Source organism: Ruegeria sp. BG7 (assembly GCF_056535685.1).
In genome coordinates this window covers 674,538-699,251 of record NZ_JBQFIU010000002.1, presented here as the reverse complement: position 1 = coordinate 699,251, position 24,714 = coordinate 674,538, and the positions used below count along the sequence as shown (strand labels likewise).

General features: G+C 52.7%; 21 protein-coding genes and 1 pseudogene. 11 read left to right on the top strand and 11 right to left on the bottom strand.

Features of this window, described 5'->3' with window-relative positions; translation table 11 throughout:
* The first annotated feature begins 29 nt into the window (after positions 1-29).
* The 5 genes from ACR3EH_RS20985 to ACR3EH_RS20965 all read left to right on the top strand — a co-directional run bounded on the left by ACR3EH_RS20985 (position 30) and on the right by ACR3EH_RS20965 (position 7,789).
* Positions 30-1,562 carry an alkaline phosphatase family protein gene (locus ACR3EH_RS20985; RefSeq protein ID WP_171187835.1) on the top strand — a complete coding sequence of 511 codons (1,533 nt, stop codon included), beginning with the start codon at positions 30-32 and terminating at the stop codon, positions 1,560-1,562.
* A 221-nt stretch (positions 1,563-1,783) separates the two neighbouring features.
* A complete protein-coding gene (gene aspT, locus ACR3EH_RS20980; protein ID WP_171187837.1) occupies positions 1,784-3,469 on the top strand; it encodes an aspartate-alanine antiporter in 1,686 nt (561 codons plus the stop codon).
* 18 nt (positions 3,470-3,487) lie between these two features.
* The gene (locus ACR3EH_RS20975; RefSeq protein WP_171676311.1) at positions 3,488-5,110 is read left to right on the top strand and encodes a bifunctional aspartate transaminase/aspartate 4-decarboxylase; all 1,623 of its coding nucleotides are present in this window, start codon (positions 3,488-3,490) and stop codon (positions 5,108-5,110) included.
* Positions 5,111-5,192: 82 nt separating this feature from the next.
* Positions 5,193-7,088, top strand: a complete 1,896-nt coding sequence (locus tag ACR3EH_RS20970; protein WP_171187840.1) for a PAS-domain containing protein — start codon at positions 5,193-5,195, stop codon at positions 7,086-7,088.
* Positions 7,088-7,789, top strand: a complete 702-nt coding sequence (locus tag ACR3EH_RS20965) for a response regulator transcription factor (protein ID WP_171187842.1) — start codon at positions 7,088-7,090, stop codon at positions 7,787-7,789. Before ACR3EH_RS20970 ends, ACR3EH_RS20965 begins: the two co-directional genes overlap by 1 nt.
* A 96-nt stretch (positions 7,790-7,885) precedes the next feature.
* Here ACR3EH_RS20965 and ACR3EH_RS20960 read toward each other — a convergent pair whose 3' ends face one another.
* Positions 7,886-8,212 carry a beta-barrel domain-containing protein gene (locus ACR3EH_RS20960; RefSeq protein WP_480634865.1) on the bottom strand — a complete coding sequence of 109 codons (327 nt, stop codon included), beginning with the start codon at positions 8,210-8,212 and terminating at the stop codon, positions 7,886-7,888.
* A complete protein-coding gene (locus ACR3EH_RS20955; RefSeq protein ID WP_480634864.1) occupies positions 8,209-9,114 on the bottom strand; it encodes a hypothetical protein in 906 nt (301 codons plus the stop codon). Before ACR3EH_RS20955 ends, ACR3EH_RS20960 begins: the two co-directional genes overlap by 4 nt.
* Positions 9,115-9,227: 113 nt before the next feature.
* On the opposite strand from ACR3EH_RS20955, the gene ACR3EH_RS20950 reads away from it, so the two are divergent.
* The 4 genes from ACR3EH_RS20950 to ACR3EH_RS20935 all read left to right on the top strand — a co-directional run bounded on the left by ACR3EH_RS20950 (position 9,228) and on the right by ACR3EH_RS20935 (position 11,946).
* Positions 9,228-9,455: a hypothetical protein gene (locus ACR3EH_RS20950; protein ID WP_480634848.1), complete on the top strand. Its 228-nt coding sequence runs from the start codon at positions 9,228-9,230 to the stop codon at positions 9,453-9,455.
* A 159-nt stretch (positions 9,456-9,614) separates the two neighbouring features.
* Positions 9,615-9,833 (top strand): calcium-binding protein, encoded by a 219-nt coding sequence (locus ACR3EH_RS20945; protein ID WP_217352363.1) that lies wholly within the window; start codon positions 9,615-9,617, stop codon positions 9,831-9,833.
* Between the two features lie 418 nt (positions 9,834-10,251).
* Positions 10,252-10,542, top strand: coding sequence for a dockerin type I domain-containing protein (locus ACR3EH_RS20940; RefSeq protein WP_171648131.1), 291 nt, complete (start codon positions 10,252-10,254; stop codon positions 10,540-10,542).
* A 489-nt stretch (positions 10,543-11,031) separates the two neighbouring features.
* Entirely contained in the window at positions 11,032-11,946 is a 915-nt protein-coding gene (locus ACR3EH_RS20935; protein WP_480634863.1) for a TylF/MycF/NovP-related O-methyltransferase, read from the top strand.
* Here the strand turns inward: ACR3EH_RS20935 and ACR3EH_RS20930 are convergent.
* From ACR3EH_RS20930 to ACR3EH_RS20920, 3 genes and pseudogenes are all read right to left on the bottom strand, one after another.
* Positions 11,840-13,117, bottom strand: a complete 1,278-nt coding sequence (locus tag ACR3EH_RS20930; protein ID WP_216601668.1) for a glycosyltransferase WbsX family protein — start codon at positions 13,115-13,117, stop codon at positions 11,840-11,842. The two genes, ACR3EH_RS20935 and ACR3EH_RS20930, sit on opposite strands and share 107 nt — an antisense overlap.
* 128 nt (positions 13,118-13,245) lie before the next feature.
* A pseudogene (locus ACR3EH_RS20925) lies at positions 13,246-14,510 on the bottom strand (glycosyltransferase WbsX family protein).
* Entirely contained in the window at positions 14,510-15,418 is a 909-nt protein-coding gene (locus tag ACR3EH_RS20920; RefSeq protein WP_171187854.1) for a class I SAM-dependent methyltransferase, read from the bottom strand. The pseudogene ACR3EH_RS20925 and the gene ACR3EH_RS20920 overlap by 1 nt, the downstream one beginning before the upstream one ends.
* A 563-nt stretch (positions 15,419-15,981) precedes the next feature.
* On the opposite strand from ACR3EH_RS20920, the gene ACR3EH_RS20915 reads away from it, so the two are divergent.
* A complete protein-coding gene (locus ACR3EH_RS20915) occupies positions 15,982-16,860 on the top strand; it encodes a glycosyltransferase family 2 protein (RefSeq protein WP_480634862.1) in 879 nt (292 codons plus the stop codon).
* Between the two features lie 126 nt (positions 16,861-16,986).
* Here the strand turns inward: ACR3EH_RS20915 and rfbA are convergent, their stop codons facing one another.
* From rfbA to ACR3EH_RS20885, 6 genes are all read right to left on the bottom strand, one after another.
* Positions 16,987-17,853, bottom strand: coding sequence for a glucose-1-phosphate thymidylyltransferase RfbA (gene rfbA / locus ACR3EH_RS20910; RefSeq protein WP_171187856.1), 867 nt, complete (start codon positions 17,851-17,853; stop codon positions 16,987-16,989).
* 18 nt (positions 17,854-17,871) lie between these two features.
* Entirely contained in the window at positions 17,872-18,735 is an 864-nt protein-coding gene (rfbD, locus tag ACR3EH_RS20905) for a dTDP-4-dehydrorhamnose reductase (protein WP_171187858.1), read from the bottom strand.
* Positions 18,732-19,772 carry a dTDP-glucose 4,6-dehydratase gene (gene rfbB, locus ACR3EH_RS20900; RefSeq protein ID WP_171187860.1) on the bottom strand — a complete coding sequence of 347 codons (1,041 nt, stop codon included), beginning with the start codon at positions 19,770-19,772 and terminating at the stop codon, positions 18,732-18,734. The genes rfbD and rfbB overlap by 4 nt, the downstream gene beginning before the upstream one ends.
* Positions 19,769-20,338: a dTDP-4-dehydrorhamnose 3,5-epimerase gene (gene rfbC / locus ACR3EH_RS20895; RefSeq protein ID WP_171187862.1), complete on the bottom strand. Its 570-nt coding sequence runs from the start codon at positions 20,336-20,338 to the stop codon at positions 19,769-19,771. Before rfbC ends, rfbB begins: the two co-directional genes overlap by 4 nt.
* A 417-nt stretch (positions 20,339-20,755) precedes the next feature.
* Positions 20,756-22,696 (bottom strand): hypothetical protein, encoded by a 1,941-nt coding sequence (locus ACR3EH_RS20890; RefSeq protein WP_480634861.1) that lies wholly within the window; start codon positions 22,694-22,696, stop codon positions 20,756-20,758.
* A complete protein-coding gene (locus tag ACR3EH_RS20885; protein WP_480634860.1) occupies positions 22,654-23,703 on the bottom strand; it encodes a M10 family metallopeptidase C-terminal domain-containing protein in 1,050 nt (349 codons plus the stop codon). Before ACR3EH_RS20885 ends, ACR3EH_RS20890 begins: the two co-directional genes overlap by 43 nt.
* Before the next feature lie 316 nt (positions 23,704-24,019).
* Between ACR3EH_RS20885 and ACR3EH_RS20880 the strand changes: the two genes are divergently transcribed.
* Positions 24,020-24,373 (top strand): Rossmann-fold NAD(P)-binding domain-containing protein, encoded by a 354-nt coding sequence (locus tag ACR3EH_RS20880; protein ID WP_171185268.1) that lies wholly within the window; start codon positions 24,020-24,022, stop codon positions 24,371-24,373.
* Positions 24,374-24,714: the final 341 nt, after the last annotated feature.

Below are 24,714 nucleotides of genomic sequence, written 5' to 3'. Positions count from 1 at the left end.
GGAATCAAGTTCAGAGCCGGAGAGTTCGTATGCCTGGGGCCAAAAACGTATTGTTCATCATCATCGATCAGCTTCGGGCTGATTGCCTGAACGGTGCATTGGCGGATTACGTGGATCTGCCTCACCTCAGGGCGTTCATGGATGACGCCGTGACTTTCACACGGCACTTCTCGGTTACCAATCCTTGCGGCCCTTCGCGTGCTTCGTTGCTGACCGGTCAATATGCGATGAACCATCGGTCTGTCAGGAATGGAACCCCGTTGCGTCACGACACCCCGAACATAGCCACAGAAATGCGCAAGGCGGGATATACGCCGATGCTGTTTGGGTACACAGACACCTCTGCTGACCCACGGGTTCATGACGCAAACGACCCGGTGCTTAAGTCTTACGAGGAATCCATGAACGGATTTCTGGAAGTCGTCGAAATGCGCCTTGAAGAATCGTATCCCTGGCAAGCGCATCTGATGAAGAAAGGATATGAGTTTGATCAGTATTGGGATGTCTACAAACCCGTCTCAATGGACGGTCAGCCCCCTAAATTGAACGATCCGGCACTGTATCGGGCGGAAGACAGCGATACGGCGTTTCTCACCGATGCATTCCTTGACGGTATCGCGCCCCATCGAGGAAAGGGCTGGTTTGCCCATCTAACCTATATCCGTCCACATCCGCCTCTGGTCGCACCTGCGCCGTACAATGACATGTACAACCCGGCAGATATTCCCCTGCCGCAACGGTTGCAAAGCGCGGAAGCCGAGAAAGAGTTGCACCCGTTCTTTGGCCCGAAACTGGATGTCTATACAGCAAAAGAATTCGTTCACGGCTTCGACGAAGTTGAACCAACAGACGCCAACATTCGTACATTGCGCGCAGTTTATTTGGGATTGGCGACAGAAGTAGACCACCATATCGGTCGCGTGGTGCAATACCTGAAGGACAGCGAGCAATATGACGATACGATGGTGGTTATAACCGCAGACCATGGCGAAATGCTGGGGGATCGCCACAGCTGGGGCAAAATGACGGTATACGATGCAGCCTATCATACACCGTTGATGATCCGTTTGCCGGGGAACGAAGGCCACGCGGGTAGTCAAATTACGGTGCCGACAGAGTCAGTAGATGTAACGCCGACAATCCTTGACTGGATCGGGCAAACGGCTCCGAACGCGATGGATGGTTGGTCCTTGATGCCGTTGTTGCATGGCAAGGTTCCCAAAAACTGGCGCAATTATTCTTTCAGTGAACTGGACTTCTCGGAACCTGAAAACCCGACCCTTTGGCAACAGCGACTGGGAACGAACAACAGCGACTCTTGTCTGGGGATTTTGCGAGATGATCGATTTACCCTGATCGAATTTGCCGCCGATCTGCCGCCCATTCTGTTTGACCACCAAGGCAAAGGCGAGTTCGAGAATGTGGCAAACAAGCCCGAGTTTGCGCCTGATCTAGCCCGGATGGGCCGCCAGATGTTGCGGCATCGCATGCGAAACATGGACCATACGTTGTCATTGCATTCCATTACAACGGAAGGTGCAAAATCCCGCTCTCGCTACTAGACATCTCTTTGGTGGTTGGAGCCTGTTGGCGAAAATTTATAGACAAATTCATATCTTACGGTATCGTCCTTGAGAAATACGCTTCTAATTTCGCTCTGACGGCCTACAGTGTCGGTGCTTTCGTTTTTTGTTACTGATTGAATTGTTCGGATCGGCCTGTCAGCGATTTCAATGTTCCAAACACACCTTTGCGCTTGCAGGGTGCTCTGAGGAGGATGGTGATGGGCGATTGGTTTGTGAATGTGCTGCGCAGCTATCCCGAACTGGCGGTTTTTCTGTCGATAGGGGTGGGGTTCTGGATCGGTCCCAAAAAGCTTTTTGGGTTCAGTCTGGGAACGGTCACGGCGACACTGCTTGCGGCTGTGATCATTGGGCAGACGCATATCCAAATCGACTCGGCGGTCAAATCGACCTTTTTCATCATGTTCATCTTTGCGGTTGGGTATGGGGTCGGTCCACAGTTCATTCGCGGCCTCAAAGCAGACGGTGCGCGTGAAGTCTTCTTTGCGCTCAGTGTTCTGGCCTTGTGCCTGATTGTGCCGGTCATATCCGCAATGGTCGCGGGCCTAGAGCTTGGGTTTGCGGCGGGCCTGTACGCGGGGTCGCAGACCATTTCGGCCGCAATTGGCGTCGCAACAGATCAGATTAATCAATTGGGCCTGTCGACAGAGCAGGCGCAGACCTACGCCAATCAAATCCCGATCGCCTACGCTGTGACCTATATTTACGGCACAATCGGCTCTGCCATCATTCTGGCCAAGATAGGCCCGCGTCTGATTGGTGTGGATTTGGTTGCTGCCTGTAAGGAATACGAAGCCCAACTGGGTGGCGGCGCGGCGGTTGAGGCCGGTGACGGTATCGTATCAGCCTATCGCATGATCGAAGCACGGGCGTTTGAAATACCACACGACAGTGACTTGATAGGCCAACCGGTCAAGGACTTGATGCCCGGAGTGCGGATCTACGCGGAACGGATCAAGCGTGGCGATGAAATTATCGAGGTTGAGGACAGCACGGAACTACAGGCGGGCGACATCGTTATGTTTTCCGGGCGGCGCGCGGACTTGGTCGGCCTTCTTGAAGGGCGTATGAAAGAGGCTGACGCTCCAGAATTGCTAAACACGCCAACTGAGAAGCTGGATGTTCTTATCACCAGCAAAGAGGTTCACGGAAAAACGCTGGAGGACCTAAGCAAGCTCTCGCTGGCCCGTGGCGTCTATGTCTCAAAGCTGATGCGAAACATGGTCGAACTGCCGCTGTTGCCGGGAACTGTCGTGCATCGCGGTGACATCCTGACGGTTCTTGGGTCAAAGCGCCATGTCGAAGCCGCAATCGCCCAGATTGGGTATGCAGATCGTCCGGTGGACACGACGGATCTTGCGTTTGTCGGATGGGGGATCTTTCTTGGCGGTTTGGTCGGGACCCTTGCGATTACCATGGGGGGTTTCCCAATCAGCCTTTCGACAACAGGTGGGGCCCTATTGTCGGGCTTGTTGCTTGGCTGGTTGCGAACGGTTCATCCAACTTTCGGACGTATACCCGGCCCGTCGTTGTGGTTGATGAATACCCTTGGCCTGAACGTATTTATTGCTGTGATTGGGATCAGTGCGGGCCCTGGTTTCGTTGCAGGGCTTCAGCAGGCCGGTGTTGCATTGCTGCTTTGGGGCATTGTCGCCACCTCATTGCCCATGATCTTTTCTGTCTATGTTGGCCACTACGTTTTCAAGTTTCATCCGGCCATATTGTTCGGGGCCTGCGCGGGTGCGCGAACCACAACAGCTGCGCTGGGGATGATCCAGGAAGCCGCTCAAAGCCGAATACCAGCGTTGGGGTATGGGATGCCCTATGCGATCGGGAATACGTTACTGACCATCTTTGGCATGGTCGTTGTTTTGATCCTCAGTTGATTTGGAAAGGTATGTGGTATGGACCGTCTGAAACTGCACGATTACGAAGCGCTTAGCCCTTTTCAGATCAAGGATGAGCTGATCAAACTGGCCTCAGATGAGGCACGAAAGTCCAACAGTGCGTTTCTGAACGCAGGGCGCGGCAACCCCAACTGGATCGCGACACGCCCGCGTGAAGCGTTCTTTGCGCTCGGTCAGTTTGCCATAACCGAAGCCAAACGCGTTATGGACCATCCGGCGGGTTTGGGTGGGATGCCAGCCATCAAAGGGTGCCATGATCGCTTTTTGCGTTGGGCTGAGGCCAATGCCGATATGCCGGGTACCGACACCTTGTTGACTGTGGTCAAACACGCCATTTTTGCTTTCGACTTTGATGCTGATGCGTTTGTCCATGAGCTGACGGATTCGATTATTGGAGACAACTACCCGGTGCCGGACCGCATCCTGCACCACAATGAAATTATCGCGCATGAATATCTGATGTGGGCCATGTGTGCGGGCCGACGGCCCGAGACACGATTCGACCTGTTTGCAGTCGAAGGCGGCACGGCGGCGATGTGTTACATCTTCAAGTCACTCAAGGCCAACCGTTTGCTGAACGCAGGGGACACGATTGCGCTGAGTACCCCGATCTTCACTCCGTATCTCGAAATGCCCGAGTTGGAGGATTACAGCCTCGAATCCGTTCATGTGGAAACGGATGAAGAAGACGGTTTCCAACTGACCGATGCAGCGGTCGAGACGTTGAAAGACCCCAAAGTAAAAGCCTTCTTTTTGGTCAATCCGGGCAATCCTTCGTCAGTTGCGCTGAACAAGGCATCTTTGGAGAAGCTGGCAGATGTGGTCGAGAACCATCGTCCCGACCTCATCGTTCTGACAGATGATGTCTATGGAACCTTCGTGCATGATTTCACATCGGTCATGGGGTACATGCCAAGCAACACAATTGGCGTTTATTCCTATTCCAAATATTTTGGCTGCACGGGCTGGCGTTTGGGTGTCATTGCCGTTGCACAAGACAATATCTTTGACCTCAAACTGGCAGAACACAGCGAAGAGATAAAGCAGACGCTGGACAAACGGTATGGCACACTAAGCCTTACGCCTCGGGATATCCGCTTCGTTGATCGCCTGGTTGCAGACAGCCGGGACGTTGCCTTGAACCACACCGCTGGTCTGTCCTTACCTCAACAAGTCATGATGACCCTGTTTTCACTTGTTGAGCTGGTTGACACCAAGAAAGACTATCAAACCGCCTGTATGGAACTTGTACATCGGCGGTTCAAACTATTGACCGAAGCGATGGGGATCGAGGTCAATGCAGGCGAAAACTACGACGCCTATTATGGGATCATCGACTTCGAATATTGGTTGCGCAAATATGTTGGCGACGACGTTGTGGCTTGGATCAAGAAGAACGTGCATCCACTCGATATTGCCTTCAAACTTGCCGAGGATCACGGGATTGTTCTGTTGAATGGCAGCGGGTTCGATGCGCCGGGTTGGTCTGCGCGCGTGTCCTTTGCCAACCTGCCGGACGAAGCCTATGCCCAGATAGGTCGCGCTGTAAGGTCTGTCGCCAGAGGATATGTCGAGGCATACCGCGCTGCAAATGCTATGCCCTTACACGGCGGGTCCTGACCCAACGCGCGAGGCATCAAACATGATTCCACTATCCGCGCCTGGTAACTGGTGCTAGGCAGAGGCTGTGGAGACGGCAAGCTTGAACATAACAGAAAAGCGCATCAAAGCTATGACCACCGCAGGGCTGAACCTGATTGGTCAGGCTCTTTCCATCTATGACAGCAAGTTGCAGTTGGTGCTCAGCAATCGCCGTTTTCAGGAAATGTTCGGGTTACCGGACGAACTGGTCCAGCGTGGGGCCTTGTTTCGAGACACCATACACTTTCTTGCCAGTCGAGGAGAATATGGCCACGACGAGAGTGTGGAGGACATGGTCAACTTGCGCGTCGAGCAGGCTTTGGCATTTGAGCCGCATTACATGGAACGGGTGCGTCCGAACGGGCAAGTTGTTTCAATCGAAGGTGCGCCCTTGCCGCAAGGGGGGTGGGTTGCAGTCTATACTGACATCACGGGTACGCGGCGGGCCGAGAACCTGCTACGGGCGCGGTCCGAGGAACTGTCGGAACAGTTGCTGGGTCATGCCGAAGAACTGTCGGCCACCAACCGCAAGCTTGCGGCCACGATCGCCGCGTTAGAAGAAGCCAAACGGGAACTGACCGAAATTGAGGCTCGAACACGCCTGGTGACCGAGATGATGCCGGCCCATATCGCGCATTTGGACAGTGACGGGCTCTACGACTATTCCAACCGACGTCTGAGCGCGGTTATGCCTGGCCGTCCTTCTGATATTCTGGGGCTCCATATCTCCGAGGCCCTTGGTGCTGTGGCTTTTGCACGTGTCGAAAGCCATCTGCAAAAGGCTTACGACGGTGAGCAATCTGTTTTTGAGTTCACCGAAGATCAGGATTCTCGCCGCATCCGTGTTTCATTCACACCGGATGGGGCAGGGGGTGTCTATGTCATGTCTGTGGACATTACCGAAGAAACACAAGCGCGGGTTGCCTTGCAGCAGACACGTCGCAGAGCGATGGCGGCGCAAATGACAAGTGGCCTTGCGCATGACTTTTCCAACTTGCTCACGATTATCCTTGGTATGCAGTCCCGGCTAGACAAGATGCACTTGCCAGATGAAGCGCAAGAACTTGTCGTTGCCACTCAACAAACGGCGCGCAGGGGTGGGCAATTGCTGAACCGGATTGCGGACATGACCGGGAACAGAACGCCTCAGCCTCAGGCCACGGATATGCGCGGTTTGCTGGAAGATCTGCGGATACTGGCCACCCCGTCCCTGCCGCGTGGCATGGGGCTTTCTGTTGTCAACACACTACCGGATCAGGCTTTGATGCTTGATCCGGGAATGGTGCAGGACGCGCTGCTGAACTTGATTTTGAATGCACGGGATGCATGTGGAAGCTCGGGACAGATTACCATAAGCGCACACGCCATCGGTAACATTTGGGTCGAGATTACCGTGTCTGACACCGGTCCGGGATTTTCAGCGGAGGCGTTGGAGAAAGCGCTAAATCCTTTCTTTACAACCAAGGGCAGTGATGGGTCCGGGCTGGGCCTGCCTATGGTTTATGACACCGTAAAACTGACAGGGGGCGATCTGAACCTAAAGAATACCCCGTCCGGAGCATCCGTCGTCCTGCGGTTACCCTACCGACCGGCTCCACCGGCCCGAGGCGGCCTTGTACTGTTGGTGGAAGATAGTGATGATTTGCGTGGTCAGTTTCGCGATATGTTGGTGGAGCTGGGTTTGTCCGTAATTGAAGCCAACTCTGTCGATGAAGCGGTGGCGCTGCTTTCCAGCGTCGAAGACATCTCGATGGTCCTGTCCGATATCCGCCTTGAAGGAGGGGCAACGGGGCTGGAGCTAATGGAAAAGATTAAGCCAGGGTTTCCGTGCATCCTAATGACGTCCCTACCCAATTCAGATCAATTGCACCAACAGGCACTCGCTTTAGCACCGGTGTTGCAAAAACCGTTTTCGCAAGCGCAATTGTCTGCATTGATCCAAACCGAGGCAGTCTGATGACGCAACCGCTGGTGACTATTCTCGATGATGAGCCCGAGATACGCCGCATCCTGACGGATGCGTTGGAAGACGCAGGGTTCCGAACGCAAAGTTTCTCTCGCGCGCGGGAATTTGAGGCGGCGCTGAACCGCGTGACGCCAGATGTTTGTCTGGTCGATCTTTCCTTGCCGGACACAGATGGGTTGGCTCTGGTTCACCGCCTTGCCTTGGAACAAGGCGCGGCGGTGATTATCATATCCGGTCGTGCACAAGTGCAAGATCGCGTGACGGGTTTAGAGCTTGGTGCTGATGACTACATAACGAAACCGTTTGATCCGGCAGAAGTTGTGGCTCGGATAAGGGCCAGGTTGCGTACCCCACGCGGCCCAACGTCAAACTCGGATACGGCTGTGTTCAATGGTTGGACAGCGCATTTTGACCGCTATGTACTTGAGGACGGGGCGGGTACAGAAACCCCGTTCAGCCATGCGGAAGGCGAAGTTCTGAGGTTGTTTCTGGAGAGCCCCAAGCGCCTGATCAGTCGGGGGCAAATGCAGGAATCGCTGGGCGGTGCAGCAGGTGACAGCTTTGACCGGGCCATGGATGTTCGGATTTCCAGGCTGCGAACCAAACTTGGTGAAGACCCCAAGAACCCGCGCCTTATCAAAACGATTTATGGTGCTGGATACATCTTTCTGGGCGATGTTAATTGGAAGTAAAAGCAGTATTGATCAACTGAGGTTGAGGCACTCAGCCCCTACGCCGGTCATACTTTCATGCCAAAATCAGGCATATAGCCGCCTTGCTTGATCGGTTTACTCTCTTAGCGCCTGATCCTTGATCTTCACGACAGGCTGCAGAATGTAGTCCAGAACAGATTTGCGACCGGACAGAATGTCCACTTCTGCGATCATGCCTGGAATAATCTCGACCGCAATGCCATTCCCGTCCAACATGGTGTTATTCGTTCGGATTTCTACGACGAATACTTCTTCTTCATTGCGTTCCGATCGCGTGATTGTATCGGCACCAAAGCGTATGATTTCACCATCTAAGGCGCCATATCGGGCAAAGTCATAGGCTGTGATCTTGACTTTCACAGGCTGCCCGGCGCGCATAAATGCGATGTCCTCGGGTTTCACGTATGCCTCAACAAGCAACGTGTCGTCCAGAGGCACGATTTCGACAAGCTCTTCGCCACTTCTTGTATGCCCTCCGATGGTTGTCTGGTGAATGCGGTTAACGATGCCCCGCACCGGAGAGCGGACTGCGCTCGCATAGCCCTGTCGCGCAAAGCAGGCAGTGCCGGCTGCAAGGCCGCCAATTCAGCCGTGGCAATCGCAAGGTCGGTCAGCGCGGCACTTCGAAACCGGCTACGGGCCGCCTGGATGCGATGATCGATTTCTTCCAGGCCCGTCTTTAGCCTGTTGGTCACTGCTTCGGCTCGCACCTTGCGCCCCTGCCACTCTGCCTCGCTTCGGCGCAAGGCCAGTAAGGTTGTCGCCGGCTCCATCTGGCTTTCGACCAAGGGGGCTATAATCGCACGTTCTTCCTCAAGAACCGTTAGCGTCTCAACGGCTGTGACTTGATCAACCAAGCCTTCTTCGTACTCACGGTGTTTCTGTTGCCGCTGACGTTCCAAAATTGCAATTTCTGCCGCCAACTCGGCTTGCCGGCCCTGATACAGCGCTGTTTCCGAGCGTACGACGCTTGGTGCTCCAGAAATCAGTTTCGCGTCGAAATTCAGCTGTGTTCCGTCTATCTCCGCCTGAAGCCGCCTCGCGCGTGCCATCAACCCGAATGCGCGTTGTTGTTCCTGACTGAGCTTGCTATCGATTTGCGTGGCATCAAGCTCCATAAGCATTGTGTTTTTGTCCACCAGTTGACCTTCGCGCACATGGAGCGCGCGCAGAATTCCGGGTTCGCTTGCATCGATTACTTGGATATCACCGGACGGGACAATTCGACCGTCTACGCGCGTTACATCGTCAAGCTCGGTCAGATGTGCCCAAACCGCGGCAGAGATTAGGCAAGACAGGATCACACAGTGACACCTTGGAAACGCTTGGAATTTCGACGCCAAACGCTGTTGAATCGATAGAGGCTTATGGAAAATCCTGGGTGGTAGTCGCAGGTGCAGGTAGCAACTCTGTTAGCGTGTTGCAATTGGACCAGGACGGGGGCCTGACTGCCACGAACCATGTGCTGGATACGCTCGATACTCGTTTTGCAGCGGTTCAGGACCTGGCGGTGGTGGAAGTCAACGGACGCGTATTTGTTGTTGCTGGAGGGGGTGATGACGGGGTGAGCCTCTTTACGCTGACAACTCACGGCCAGTTGGTTCACCTCGACAGTTCTGAGGACACATTGGCAAGCGGTCTGTAGAACGTCGAATCACTCAGCGCTGCGCATTTTGGGAATGAGCTGCAAATTCTGGTCTCATCGCAACAAGAAGCCGGCGTCACGGTTCATACAGTTCCAAAAGACGATCTGGGCTCAGTGAAGACAGATTTTGCTACCGTGTCCGGGACGGCATCAGGCGGCATGCTCAGCGATAGTATTCTGGATACAACTCTGATTGGAGGGCAAGGGGACGACATTTTGATCGCTGGGGCAGGTGCAACAACAATGTCAGGAGGTGCAGGTTCCGACATTTTTGTGATACAGTCGGGAAGTGGGCTGACCACGATCTCAGATTTCAACCAGGTGTGGATCGGTTGGACATGTTCGACTATCTGCTTTTACGGTCACCTCAACAATTGACTGTAACTAGCACCGCGCAAGGTGCTCGGATCGAATACCGTGATGAAGTGGTTGACGTCCACTCGGCCACTGGTGGGCCGCTGTCGGCTAGCGATGTTTTTGGCACTGGGTTTGAAGGGCCCGATCACATTCCAGTCGATTTCGGGAATTTCGGTGGTTTGACACCTGATAGCTCCGATGGTTTAGCTGGGCCCGTTTCTGTAAACAGCGAAACAGCTAATTCAGGTCTTTCAGATGCAGAGATCAGGTTTACGCCTGACGGTGGTGGTACAGTCTCTCCCACGGCTGATGAGCAAGGTATGTTCCATGTGGACCTCCCAGACGGAACATACCCTGGTAGGTTGGACGTCATCAATATTACTCCACGGCCAGCAACGAAACCGATGCTCTGGACGCATAGAAGGTCCTGCGCATTTCCGTGGGTCTGGACCCAACATGGGGTTCAGCAACGACTGAAAACCTGATTGCCGCCGACGTTAACCAGGACGGGTCCGTCAACGCATTAGATGCGCTTGCGATCCTTCAGGTTGTAGTCGGAGAACCCTCGGCACCCGATCTGCAATGGGTTTTCCTGGATGAAAATTCAGACTTGTCGGGGGTCAGTACAGACAATGTCGACTATGAGGCGGGTGCTCACGTGGTTGCTGTAAATGGGGTAATTGATGCGGATATGACATCTATTTTGCTGGGCTATTTGGAAGCCGCATGAACTGTGCAACGGTCGTTGATAACGTCTTGATCCTGGCATCTCCTGGCTTTGTCCCATGCTCAAGCCTGCTGCGCTGGTGTCAGACAAGCAGGCTTTGGCAACAGCAACCGGTTTCAGGTGCGCAAGTTACCGCGTCATGAAACACCCCCAGAAGATAAGTTCTAATACTCTTGATGGGAGGCTGGTATTGCAAGTACGTCGTCGGACGATCACTGTTGCAACAAAGCAAAAGGGTAGAATTGTCTGGCGTTATTGTCCGCACTTTGCCGGTTGTAATTCCGCGCCTTGATCAAGAAAAGCCGAGTTGGTATCTGTGATTCGTATCGACTGGCTATGTTTTGAACAATTCGGCAAAGTCGAAACCAACTACGAGCAGGAGGTGTAGCGTTCGAAAGAACGTCAAGCGTGGTTCAGCGCTGGAAATATTCATAGTACCCTCAGAAAAACAAGCTCGGGCCCCAGGGCCATCAAATCAAGGTAGTCCCTAAAATGTTCCACGATCTCCGCGAAAAATACTTGACCACGGTCGCTCGTACTCTGGACGGTACGATCTACGAGGACCCGCCAATTTTGATTGGTGATACCAAACCGGACTACAACCCGGTGAACCGTGAACATGGATGGGATTGGCCATCTGTGGCGTTCACAATGGTTGGCAGCAAGCGTCTGGCTAACGTACGCACTTTGGTCGAGTCGGTTATTGGAAACAAAGTTCCGGGAGATTTTGTGGAAACCGGGGTTTGGCGCGGCGGTGCGAGCATTTTTGCCAAAGCTGTACTCTTCGCATACGGCATAAATGATCGTCGCGTAGTTTTGTGCGACTCCTTCCAGGGTCTTCCTGAGCCGAATGAAGATTTGTATCCCCACGACAAGGGGTCGGATTTTCACAAATACGATGCTTTGGCAGTTTCTGCAGATGCGGTCCGTTCCAATTTTGAAAAATTTGATCTTCTGGACGATCAAGTTGTTTTCATCGAAGGCTTTTTCAAAGACACGATGCCTTTGGTCCCAAGCAAGCAAATCGCGGTTCTTAGACTTGATGGTGACATGTATGAATCGACGATAGATCCCTTAAAGCACCTTTTTGGAAAAATCTCGAAAGGTGGTTGGATCATTGTGGATGATTATCACGTCGTTCCCGCCGCCAAGGCGGCCGTGCATGACTATTTCGACGAAATCGGATACACACCCCAGCAATTCATGAAATCGACGGCGTTGGCGTGTTTTTCCAAAAACTCGATAGTACAAAAACAAAATGTGATGGGTTCTTTGGTAAAACGCAAAGAACCCAACGAACTTACTGTTTCTTGGGTAACGCATCGTAGGTTGCCTGAAGATAGGCAAACCCATACCGTTGATCCGGTTCAAGATGTGTTCCTTCTGCCCATTCATTCCATGCGTTGATGAAGACGATTTTTTCGTCAGCGCTGTATTTTTCCTGCGTTAGGACCTGATTGCCCAAATGAGCTGTCCAGCGTTTGTAAGCTTCAATCGAAAACCTGCCCATAATGCGCGGCGCATCCTGATTGCGGGCTGTATTGTCCCAGGAAAGCGTTGATGACCGGAACAGCTTATAATCCGGTTCACTCTTGCCAAGTTCTGCGTCAACCACGGCGTCATAGTCCAAAATAGCCCCGGTGAACTCGGGGTTGTAAACGCCCATCTCATCGGTGATGTCGGTGCGCTTCACCTGATGGGGCGGAAACTCCATCGCGGCATCAAAGCCAAGTTCCTGAGGGTCCCCGATGTCAAAGGTCTGGGCTGCTACGAGATAAAGATCAGTCTCGCCCCAGCGTTGCGCCTCTTGACGCCAAGCCTTTGTTGTCTCCTGAATGTCAGGAATAATATTCGCTCGATAAACGATGAACACAGGTCTACCGTCTATCCGGATGTATCGCGGGTCGTCAAAATACTTACGGATGTGACGCAGAAGGTTTAATGAATCTTCTATTGAGTGGTTCTGCGAAATCAGTACATCGTGCTCGCGCCCGTCCCAGCGGCGTGTCCAGTTTTCGTTTGCCCAAGTCAGGCAGAAGGGTATGTCAACATCAGGGGTGTTCAGCATTTTCTCTAACGGATCCTCCATCAGAGTTTTTCCAGCAAACCAGTAATAGTAATAGGAAAAGCCGCCGATCCCGTATGCTTTTGCTATCCGGGCTTGTTCGACCATGATTTCAGGCACTCGCAAGTCGTAATAGCCCAAGTGGATAGGGCAATGCGGTTGGTAGTGGCCCGGAAAGTTCGGGATCGCCTTGCCAACATTGGTCCATTCCGTGAAACCCTTGCCCCACCATTCATCATTTTCCTTGAACGGGTGAAACTGCGGCAAGTAATGTGCAATTGCCCGCACCGCTGGTTCAGCTTTTGGTTGCGGATCGAATGGGACAAACTCATCACCTCGAACGGCACTCTCAAAGCCTTGCCGACCCAGATGCTGATTGTGTGTGGTTGCTCGTCTGGGGTCTCTTTTTTTGGCAGAGTTTCGAAACCTCCGAGCGGTACGTGATGAAAGAGGGGGGCTGAGTTTCGAAGCTGCCGAAAGCACATAGAAAAGCAGGGTATCTTTGATAGGCATAGATATTCTCATACTCAAGCGCTTCGGTGCTTCCGGTCAACAGATGTCTTTCTAAGCTTTGGACTAAACCAACTTAAGCTCACTTAGATGCATCAACACTTAACATGCAAACGACCCACTCTCTGTATTTATTTTGTGTGAGACTTTGCCAGCCATTCTTTAAGCAGCCGACCGCTGACCGTATCACGTAAAAGTCGAAATGCTCGTTTGGGCAGCGACTTGTTCGCACCATACGGTACTGGTTTTGCAGCACCTTTGGTGCTGTCACTCCGCTGCGATTCTTTTGGAACACCAACATGTGTCCAACCCGTCAGCTTGGACCCCAGAAGAGCGGATTGAGTCGCGTCCAAGAACGCGTGCCCAAACTCTCGATCAGGCTCCAGATGGCATCCTTCTGCCCACTCGTTCCAGGCGTTTACGAAGACCAATCTCTCTTGACCCGGAAAGTCCTGAGCTGTTTGCCGCAATGCGCTCGACAACCAGTATTCGTAATTTTCAGGGGTTCCGTTCAACACAACCATCGCGTTTTCCTTGCGCCGGGCTGTATTATCCCATGACGGAAAAACCGAGCGGTAAACGTTGTTTTCCGGCCCATACTTGTGGCCAAGATACTGTTCCGCGATCGTTGAGAAGTCGACGCACAACCCTTCGAAGTCTCCGTGCAGGTCCACCTCTGCTGATAAATTCGGCACGTTGATCCCATGCGGTGGGAACTCAACACCGGAATCAAACCCGAACGAGGCGTAATCCCAGTTTCGATGTGTCAGCGCACAGGTGAGGTGAATTTTTGGAATCCCGACAGACGCGCAATAGTCACGCCAAACTTGCACGGACTTGAGAGCATTTTTCAGATGCTGAGGGCGGTACACGATCAGAATGGGCGCACCGTCTATGGTGATGTAGCGTGGGTCGCGAAAGAACGGTTCGATCGATTTGATGAACTCCAGATCATCCTCGGGCGCATACTTTTGTGCGATCAATATCTCATGTTCAGCAGCATCCCAGCGGCGCGTCCAGTTTTCGTTTGCCCAGCACAGGCAAAGGGCATGTCGCTGTCTGGGTCCGCAAGCATTTCATCGACTGGGCGTTCAAGCAGGCGTTTGCCTGAAAACCAATAGTAATGGTAGCAGAACCCATCAATACCGCTTGCCTTGGCCATTTCGATTTGTTCAAGCCGGGTTTCTCGAACCCGCAGATCATAATAGCCAAGATCGCTCGGGAAGTGCGGCTGGTAATGTCCGGTAAAAAGCGGCTTTGCCTTGGTTACATTTGTCCACTCGGTAAAGCCTTTACCCCACCATTCGTCGTTCTCCGGAATTGGATGAAACTGAGGTAGGTAGTAAGCAATCGTACGGATATTTTCGAATTCACGATTGGCATTTTTAGAGGCCATTACTTCTTCAACCCCAAACGCCGTGCAAGTGACTTCTTTTTCTTTTTGGCCAAAGGGCCGGGTTTGATGATCTCGTTAGAGTTTGCTGCACCGATTGTAGACTGAAGGTCTGAGTCTTCAGACACAGGCAGACCCGCCATCATGTTCGTCCACAAGTCTACTGTCTCTTGATCGGGTCGCTCAACGGGGAGATTCATCAAGTAGAGGTCGTTCTCGGCGCGCTCTTTCGGAACGGATCGGCTGATCACCTGAAAAACGTGGGAAAAGCGGTTCCGCTGCAAGGCGCTTTGCACGTCATTTGGCAGACGGCTCCAACGGTGGCAAAACTCCGTCATTTCCGGGCTTCGCACAACAAACTCGGCCTGTTCGATGCTCATTCCTTGCGAAGCAAGCAGTTGCTGTACGTTTTTTATGCCGAAGAACCGAATATGCGTTCGGTCCAGCAGGCCCCAATCGCGGTACTCAAAGTCTTCGTCAACTAAACATCCAGCGACAGCGGCGTGGCCAACATGCGGCAAAGAAAGGATTACAGATCCGCTGTCGTTCAACAGAGATTTCATGCCTGACAGGACAGACCAGGGATCGTAAACGTGCTCCAAGACATCTGCCGCTATAACATAATCAAACAACCCGTCTTTTTCACGCACCACGTCGCTCCATGCGGCATCGTTTAAGTCCATCGGGTACACTGAACGCGCAAAAGGCTTCAGTTTTTCGATTGCAGTGGGATCGATTTCAAGCGCTACAACGTCACAGTCCAATGTTCCGGAAAGATGCCGTGTGATCGAGCCCGGTCCAGCGCCAATCTCGAGAACCTTTGATCCTGGTTTCACCATTCGTAGCACACGAGCCGGCGCCACATCACTGTTCATGTCAATGTCGTATTCGTAGGTGTGTTTTTCGCTCACAATATTACTTCCGTGACGCTGATATCGATTTACAATATGGCTGCTATATCGTTTGGGTTTATTCGGCAATCCCAGACTCTACAAGTAAGTGTCAGTCTCGATGTGGCACCTCCAGATTGTCTTTGTAGAACCTCCGACACCTTCGCACAGATATTCAGGAACGACAATGTCTGCGCTACAGCATTCCAATGCCACGGGGGTGATCTGCGCGCATTTTTGCCAACAATTACCTCAAGATGGTATGACACACGCAACCTTTCCGCAACGGTAGCAGCAGTCGTAGTGCTCAACATTGCTCAAACCGGGTTCGGCGCACATTTTTGATGCCATTTACCGCTTCACACTGGCGCTCGCGTTTAGCTTATGGATGCGTCCTTTTTCGCCACAAAAACCAAATTGGAACGACGCTTTAGTACAATTTGTATAAGGCGTTATTGTATCAACACGGTTATTTTGTGTTCAGAATAGCGCGTACAAAAAAGTGAAGTTTCAGAAATGGGGTTGACCCGACTGGTGTTTAAGATCACGTACCGCACAGTTTTGATAATAGTTAGCAGGCGCATTTGTCACAGATCACCATCATAAGTGTTTGCTTTAACAGCAGCAGTGTTTTGCATGACATGCTGGGTTCCATCCCGGACGGCGTGAGCACGATATTGGTAGACAACGCCTCAGACGATGTCGAAGCAGTACAGGAGCTGGCCGATGCGCACGGGGCTACATTGCTTAGAAACAAAGAAAACAAGGGGTTTGGTATTGCCTGCAACCTGGGTGCTGAACGTGCGCAATCTGATCTGATTCTGTTTTTGAACCCTGATTCCATACTCTTGGCAGGGGCATTGGACGCCATGCAGGCAGGTGCGGATCGTTACCCCACCGCATCTGCGTTTAATCCGAGGATCCTAAACAAATCCGGAAAACCGAGTTTTCGTCGTTCCAGTGTTATTACGCCACGCAGTGAAGCGCTGCGCACTAAAAAGGTTGACGGTGATCTGGAACTCCCGGTTCTTCTCGGTGCGGCTCTGTTGGTTCGTCGTTCCGCTTTTGAAACTGTTGGGGGGTTTGATCCGGAAATCTTTTTGTACCACGAAGACGATGACATAAGCCTTAGGCTCAAGGCCGTTTGTGGTCCGTTGTACTATCTTCATGATGCGCAAGTTACGCATGTTCAAGGCACTTCTTCGCCCAGCAACGCCGCAGTTGCCGGATTGAAGGGGTTCTTTATGGGGCAATCGCGAGTGTACGTGGCTCGGAAACACAACGTTCCATTTGCTTTCCCCGAGCGCTTGCAACCGCACTTTTGCAGATGCTGTCGCCGGTCGTGTTGTTTTCAGCCCGAAAGCGTTCAAAACAACGTTCATTTTTGCGCGGAGTCTGGCAGAGCCGAAGCGTTCGCCCGGTTCCTTTCAAGTCCCACTCAGCGTGAAACCGGGCACCAATAACGCATTCGTCTGTTGAAGATAATTCAAGAAGCCCAAAAGAATGCTGTGGACCGCAAACGCAGTCCGACTGGCGAATGCCGAGGCTTTCTGCGTTAACACTCCGATGTCACGTCGGGGATTTCGCTTCTAGTCCATCAATTGTTTCAGATAGACACCATAAGTGGACTTGGCAAACAGTCGCGCGCGTTCTTCAAGCGCTTCATTGTCAATCCAGCCGTTTGCCCATGCGATCTCGTCCAGGCTTCCGGTCTGCATACCTTGACGCGCTTCGATGGTCCGTACGAAATTGCCCGCGTCCAACAATGAGCCATGCGTGCCGGTATCCAGCCACGCAAATCCACGCCCCATGGTCTGTACGTCCAGCAAACCTTCTTGCAAATACATCTCTAGAAGCGATGTAATTTCCAATTCTCCGCGCTCTGAAGGTTGCACTTCATGTGCTCGCGCCGGAGCGTCTCCGTCCAAGAAATAAAGACCAGTTACTGCATAGTTCGATGGCGGAACTTCGGGTTTCTCGATGATCGCACGTGCTTTCGAACCTTCGAAATCCACGACCCCATAACGTTCGGGATCGGCCACGCGATAGGCAAAGACAGTCCCCCCGCGTTTCAATTGGTCCGCTTCCAGAAGAAGGTCGGACAGTCCGTGCCCAAAGAAAATATTGTCGCCCAAAATCAGAGCGGATGGAGCGCCAGCCAGAAAGTCTTCGGTCAGAGTGTAAGCTTGTGCAAGGCCGTCAGGGGACGGCTGAACAATCCAGGTGATCGAAAGCCCGTACTGACTGCCGTCGCCCAACATGCGTTGGAACTGATCCTGATCCTGAGGTGTAGTGATGATCGCAATCTCGCGGATTTGCGCGAGCATCAGAACACTCAGAGGGTAGAAAATCATTGGCTTGTCATAGATCGGCAGCAGTTGCTTGGAAACCGCCATGGTGATCGGATAAAGCCGGGTGCCGGACCCTCCGGCAAGAATAATGCCTTTACGTTGCATGCTCTTTCCTTTCAGGGATCAGCCAGTCGCTGAATTCAGCTCGCGCAAAACGTCGCTCAGACCGGTTTTCCACTCCGGTCTACCAATTCCAAACACAGCGTTCAGGCGATCACAGTTCAAACGCGAATTCAGTGGTCTTGGGGCCGGGGTAGGGTAGTCCGTCGAGGGGATGTCTTCGATCTGAGTTGTCAAGCCCGACTGCACAGTGATTTCGCGTGCGAAGTCCGCCCAGCTGGCATCAGGAGCGCCGGAAAAATGAAATAGCCCGCCTTCAGTACCCGCGTTGCTTTTCGCCATAACAAGAAGAGCATCGGCAATATCAGCTGCGGGTGTTGGTCCGCCGATCTGGTCGGCAACAATTGTCAATCTGTCGCGGGTCTCAGCAAGTCTGAGAATGGTTTTGACAAAATTATTCCCATGGGCCGAAAAAACCCAACTGGTTCGCAGAATGGCGTGCCATCCTCCCGCTTGAGCGATCTGGCGTTCTCCGTCCAACTTAGTTTTGCCGTAAGCGCCTAAAGGTGCTGTTGGGTGATCAGTTGTCCAAGGGGATGTGCCAGATCCTTCGAATACGTAATCCGTTGAGATATGCAGAAAGGGCAGGCCCCGTTCCGTGGCTGCGCGCGCCATTGCTCCGGGCGAGTCTGCGTTAACAAGTTGCGCAAGATCGAGGTCTTCTTCGGCCTTGTCCACTGCTGTGTATGCCGCAGCATTGATAATGACGTCGGCATCAGTGCCTTGGATAGCTTCCGCACATTGCGGAGGGTTCGACAAGTCCGCCTTGGTGCGATCCAGCGCCTCAACCTCTATACCATGGCTGTCTGCGCGGCGGCGTAGTTCGGTCGCCACTTGGCCACTATGGCCGAATATCAGCGCTTTCATTTGCCAGTCCCCAAGCGTTTTCCTACACCGCTGCGTGCTTGCAAAGCGTTCAGCCAGTCTGTGTTGTCCAGATACCATTGCACGGTTTGCTCAAGCCCGGTTTCAGGGGTGTATGACGGGCGCCAGTTCAGTTCCTCGCGGATACGGGCCGGGTCGATGGCATAACGACGATCATGACCCGGGCGATCCGTAACAAACGTGATCAGATCGCTGTAGGGCGCAGAGCCCGGTTTCAGCCGATCCAGGATTTTGCACAGCATCCTGACAAGGTCGAGATTGGTCATCTCGTTTTCGCCGCCGATATTATAGCTGCGACCAAGTTCGCCTTTTTCCAGCACCAGCAACAACGCTTCGGCATGATCCTCGACATGCAGCCAGTCACGAATGTTGTCACCTTTCCCGTAAATCGGGATCGGCTGCCCGGACAAAGCGTTCAGGATGACCACGGGTATCAGCTTTTCCGGGAACTGGAATGGCCCATAATTGTTTGAGCAATTGGTCAGAACCACCGGCAGCCCATAAGTTTCCAGCCAAGCGCGGACCAGATGATCTGACCCTGCTTTCGAAGCAGAATAAGGCGAATTTGGCTGGTATGGGCTGTCCTCAGTGAAAAAACCGGTCGCCCCCAATGACCCGAACACTTCATCCGTTGAAATGTGGTGGAACCTGAAACTTTCTGGTCGCCCTGCGCTCTGCCAATAGGCGCGCGCGGCCTCCAGCAAAACATATGTGCCGGTAAGATTTGTGTCGATAAAAGCCGCAGGACCATCAATCGAACGGTCCACATGGCTTTCTGCAGCCAAATGCATGATCGCATCGGGACGGTGCTTGTCCATAATGGCAGACATCGCCTCGGCGTCCCGAATGTCAGCGTGCTCAAATGCATAGGCCGGAGAATCGGCAACTGAGGCAACATTATCCAGGCATGCAGCATATGTCAGAGCATCGACATTAATGACGGAATGACCATCTGAAACAGCGCGTCGAATAACGGCAGAGCCAATAAAACCGGCGCCACCTGTAACAAGTATTTTCATTGCCCGGCCTCAAACACAAAAGGGGAGTCCAAATCACGAAGGCAAGGGGCAACCTTGTCTTTTTCGGAGAGTTGGGGAGCTGAGCTACTGCTCGGCCAATCTATTCCGACATCGGGATCATTCCACAGAAGAGCACCTTCCGTTTCCGGCGCGTAGGTGTCGGAACACTTGTAAACGATCTCGGTATCCGGCTCCAGGGTCACGAAACCATGTGCAAAACCCGCAGGCACCAACAGCATGCGTCCGTTCTCAAAGCTCAACTCCTCGCCAACCCATTTGCCATAGGTTGGAGACCCTTTTCGTATGTCCACGGCAACGTCGAACAGCCTGCCGCGTCCGCAGCGTACCAGCTTGGCCTGCGCCCGGGGTGGGGCCTGGAAATGCAGCCCTCGTACAGTGTTTACTGCGCTGGAGAGCGAGTGATTGTCCTGAACATACGGTGTGACTATGCCAGCAGCGGCAAAACTGTCTGCATTGTAAGTTTCTTCAAAGAACCCGCGATGATCGCCAAAACGCCTCGGGGTAATCAACTTCACGTCCGGAATGGAAAGCGCGACTATTTCCATCGTTGCTAATTTCTTCTCTTTAAGCGGTTTTTAGTTCCAAGAAGCTATGTCATATATGGTTTGGATTCACCACATCCCATGTTCCAGAATAGGCAATATTTGGCTGTAGAGTCATGTTCCAGAAGGCTTATGTTTATGTCTGCCTTGTTGGCGCGGTTGTTTGCTTAGGCCAATGCGGGGTCAAAAACGCGATTGCGCGAGTGTTGGTGGTGGCATGCGATGCCGCCATTTCAAGTTAGAGACGTCAATCTGATCCGGCGCATTTTGCCATAGCAAAGAGATGCGCATTCGGGTGTGAGGATCGCCAAGACGTTTTGACTCAGCGATTCCCACATCTGATGCTATCGCGCATTAAGGGATATCCACACTTCGCGCTATTACCGTGTGTTTGTTCAGTCACTTCCGGGGCCGTGAGGCCTAGAGAAGGAAACCATCTTCCTCGAACAAAGTTGCAATCAACGGTTCGACGTCTCTATCTCCTGCGTTCTCTGGAATACTGAACCATTTAAAGTCGACTTGACCGTCGACGCCGGGCAGCATCGAGCCCCCAGCACTGAGCGCTTCCACCAGTGTATAAATATCCTCAGCGTCTGCATCAGCAGTCATTTCGGGTGCAAACTTCAAAAGTTCGGTGGTCTCGTCCCAATCCGTCAGGTCCAAAGCCTGAGCTACAGACGCCAGTTTCGGCTCGACGGACGCTGTCGTTGCCAGCTTAGGCAGCGCCTTTCCGATTGTACCGCTGCCATCGATATCGGCGCCATAGAAGGTTTCGACACTTGAGACGTCGGGGATAATAACGCTTGTCTGAAATTTGCCAGAAGCATCGACGGTCCATTCACCATAGACACCACCGGCACTTTGCCAGAGAACTCTGTAGCCTCCGCCCGATGCTGCTTCGGCCTGAATGGCTTGCCAGCCGGCGATGCTGTTGGGTCCGACCAAAGCGTCGTCAGCATCGGTCAAATCGATGCTTCCACCGATCACATAGACACCACGTGTGGAATACCCAAGTGTGGTGGAGCCATTGGATTCGATATTTGTCGTGAAATGGCCGATTTGACCATCGGAGTTCAGGTCGACACCATAATTTGCTTCAACGTCCCTGACATCATCGATGACACTGCTGCTTTGCAGTCGACCAGAAGCATCGACGGTCCATTCACCATAGACACCACCGGCGCTTTGCCAGAGAACTCTGTAGCCTCCGCCCGATGCTGCTTCGGCCTGAATGGCTTGCCACCCGGCAATGCTGCTGGGTCCGACCAAAGCGTCGTCAGCATCGGTCAAATCGATGCTTCCACCGATCACATAGACACCACGTGTGGAATACCCAATTGTGGTGGAGCCATTGGATTCAATGTTGGTCGTGAAATGGCCGATTTGACCGTCGGAGTTCAGGTCGACACCATAATTTGCTTCTACGTCCCTGACATCATCGATGACACTGCTGCTTTGCAGTCGACCAGAAGCATCGACGATCCATTCACCATAGACACCACCGGTGCTTTGCCAGAGAACTGTGTAACCTCCGCCCGATGCGGCTTCGGCCTGAATGGCTTGCCACCCGGCAATGCTGTTGGGTCCAACTGTGGTGCCATCACCCAGAGCAAGCTCGATGGTGCCATTTATGAGATACACGTTTTGCGTTGTGGACCCGAGGGTGGTAGATCCATTGGATTCGATATTGGTCGATGTGTGCCCGATCGTACCGTCATTATTCAGATCAGCGTTGTAGAACGTTTCCAAGCTTACAACATTGCCGACAGAGTTGCTGCCTTTGAATTGACCGCTGCTGTCGACGACCCATTCAAGATATGTTCCGTCACTATTCTTCCACAACACACGGTAATCTCCGCCGGATGCTTCGGCCTGAATAGCTTGCCAGCCAGCGAACGAAGCCGCGCCTACTGCTTGGCCATTATAAATCAGCCCCAGATTGGAACCACCCGAATCCACAACGTAAAGGCCCTGTGCTGCGTGCTTTAGCGTGGTGCCCTGGTTGTCGATATCTGTGAGCTGCATTGCGGTTTGGATGCCCGCCCGGGTGTATTGCTGTACCCCATCCAAAAACTGGACTAACTCTACGTCGTTGGCGATTGTGAACGAAACTCGCGATACGACATCGAGAAATTCATAAGTGCTTCCGTTGTCGATAAACAGATATGTGCTGATGGCGCTGACGAACCTGACGGTATCCGTTCCGGTCCCTCCGGTGAATGTGCCGCCGTTACGAGTCACGACGGCCGTGTCGTTACCTTCGTTTCCAAAGACCTGATCGGCCCCGGACCCCATGGCAAGATAAATCGTGTCGTTGCCTAAGCCACCGTAGATCGTGTTGTTGTTGGTTCCATCTGACACCGAGTATATTCTGTCGTGTCCAGCATTCCCCACAGAGTATTCTGAGCGGTATTCCCTACGATAACATCTGCGCCTGATCCGCCCGACGCATTCTCGATGACAACGCCGTGCGCAATTGTAAAACCACCCCTTACTCCCGTCGCGTGAGAGACGACTCCGCCGCCGGTGTCGCTGTAGTCCAGCGTGGCGGGCCTTAAGTCGATCCAAGAATCCGAGCTGCCAACATGCTGAATGGTGTCATTCCCACCGGTGTCCCAAATTGCCTGGTACCCGGTGCCCGCAAAGTTGGCGTAAGGCAGGACAAAGGTATTGTCCCCGCTGTTGTACGTTGTGTTCGCTCCATACATCGCCTGTAACGCTGCAATATCAAACGCTCCAAGTCCGGTAGAACCTCCATAAGTGGCCGTTAAACGCAGGCCACCGTTCTGAGAGGTCCAGCCGTCATTATATGACATTACGGTGTAGACACCCTGATTGAGGTTTCCGACCCCAAAAGAGTTAAACGCTGAGGTCACGCCGCTCATTATCGTTGTACCCAGGCCGGTATCATGTGGGTGGCCTAACCCCAGTGCGTGGCCCAATTCATGAATAAGGGTAGTAAAGAAGAAGCCACCTGGATCACCGTTACCGCCAAGGCCAGAATTGGCTTGCCAAAATGCGGTGTTGTAAGCGCCCAGCGATGGGCCAAAAAATGGCGTATAATGAAATCCAAGGGTTCGGGAGTCGCCGAAATAAGAACTCGGCGCGATGATTTCCACTATGTCAGCACTTGATACGTTAGTTGTTTCTATAAACGAAATATTCGTTACCGCTTCTATCGCAGCAAGAGCTTCGCGAAACTCGGCTTTATATGCTGACGTCCAGGCTTGCGAACCGAAATCGGCCCCAAACGCATAAGTTATCTGCGTCGCAGTGGACGGATTCCCGTCACCATAGGCAATACTACCCTGTATTGCACTAAGTGGGGAGCTTGAAGGAGGGGGAGTTACAAATGTAGTACCAAGCATTTCACAGCCTTGAATTTCGCTGGGTTTGTTCGCGTTCTAGTTGCTCGACTAAGTTGTCCTAAATGTGGCAAGCCCCGTAAAACACGAAATAAAAGTCAGGAATTCGCCTCAAAGTTTGGCAACGGTTTCCTTGAATTAGGCCACCTTTTTAGCAGGACGCCCGGTGTTACTGAACAGTATTTGTTCACATGCCGCAGTTTTTTTCAGCTTCTGCGGTTTCGTGATGTTACGGCGCGACGAAGCGTAACCGTTTGGAAGGCGTCGTAACACCTTTCGGTCAGCAAATCAGCCATCAACCTTCCCACCGGTTCCGGGGATGGCTGTTGCTCCGGCCAATCTCTACGGCGTCACCAAGTGCTATGGGGAAGCCTTGTGTTCGCTTTATGCGACTCGGCACGGCATATCCTGCGTCTCCTTGAGAATAGTGGCGTTCGAACCTGCGGACGGCCCGCGACTTGAAACACTGCGTGACCTCAGCGCGTGGCTCAGTCATCGTGACGCGACGCATCTAATTGACCAGACGCTTCAAGCCGAAATCAAAGGAAGCTTTATTGCGCACGGCATCTCTAACAATCGATTTAAGCGGCTTGATCTAACCGAAACTTGCAAAGTGCTTGGATACGCACCGCAGGACGACGCGTTTTCGACCTTTCCGATGCCATCCGCTTAAAGCCGACATTCGTGCAATGTGCAGCATCGGTTAAAATGGGCTCGAAGCGGACTTGCGGCGCTGCAGCAGGTCGCGTTCGTACCCAGCCCCGAAAGCAGATATTGAAAAAGTCGAGACAATCTCTCTGTTTCAATGGCATGGTCCAATGCGACGACATTCGATTTTCGGAAGCTGTCGTTTTGCAAAAATCAAGTTGATCGACTGCTCAGAGCCCGAAGTGGCCATTGCTGAGCTTCGGGCCAACGTCCGCTTGTCGGCGGAGGCAGACGCTATTGCATGACCTCTGCTTCAACTGTTCACTGTTGAAAAACTCCGCTACGGCATCTATCGAAACCTTTACT

Excerpts from the sequence above, each read along its gene's own strand:
- ACR3EH_RS20985 (WP_171187835.1), top strand. The coding sequence starts at position 30 with ATGCCTGGGGCCAAAAACGTATTGTTCATCATCATCGATCAGCTTCGG.
- aspT (WP_171187837.1), top strand. The coding sequence starts at position 1,784 with ATGGGCGATTGGTTTGTGAATGTGCTGCGCAGCTATCCCGAACTGGCG.
- ACR3EH_RS20975 (WP_171676311.1), top strand. The coding sequence starts at position 3,488 with ATGGACCGTCTGAAACTGCACGATTACGAAGCGCTTAGCCCTTTTCAG.
- ACR3EH_RS20965 (WP_171187842.1), top strand. The coding sequence starts at position 7,088 with ATGACGCAACCGCTGGTGACTATTCTCGATGATGAGCCCGAGATACGC.
- ACR3EH_RS20945 (WP_217352363.1), top strand. The coding sequence starts at position 9,615 with ATGCTCAGCGATAGTATTCTGGATACAACTCTGATTGGAGGGCAAGGG.
- ACR3EH_RS20935 (WP_480634863.1), top strand. The coding sequence starts at position 11,032 with ATGTTCCACGATCTCCGCGAAAAATACTTGACCACGGTCGCTCGTACT.
- ACR3EH_RS20930 (WP_216601668.1), bottom strand. The coding sequence starts at position 13,117 with ATGCCTATCAAAGATACCCTGCTTTTCTATGTGCTTTCGGCAGCTTCG.
- rfbA (WP_171187856.1), bottom strand. The coding sequence starts at position 17,853 with ATGCAACGTAAAGGCATTATTCTTGCCGGAGGGTCCGGCACCCGGCTT.
- rfbD (WP_171187858.1), bottom strand. The coding sequence starts at position 18,735 with ATGAAAGCGCTGATATTCGGCCATAGTGGCCAAGTGGCGACCGAACTA.
- rfbB (WP_171187860.1), bottom strand. The coding sequence starts at position 19,772 with ATGAAAATACTTGTTACAGGTGGCGCCGGTTTTATTGGCTCTGCCGTT.
- rfbC (WP_171187862.1), bottom strand. The coding sequence starts at position 20,338 with ATGGAAATAGTCGCGCTTTCCATTCCGGACGTGAAGTTGATTACCCCG.
- ACR3EH_RS20885 (WP_480634860.1), bottom strand. The coding sequence starts at position 23,703 with ATGCTTGGTACTACATTTGTAACTCCCCCTCCTTCAAGCTCCCCACTT.
- ACR3EH_RS20880 (WP_171185268.1), top strand. The coding sequence starts at position 24,020 with ATGGCTGTTGCTCCGGCCAATCTCTACGGCGTCACCAAGTGCTATGGG.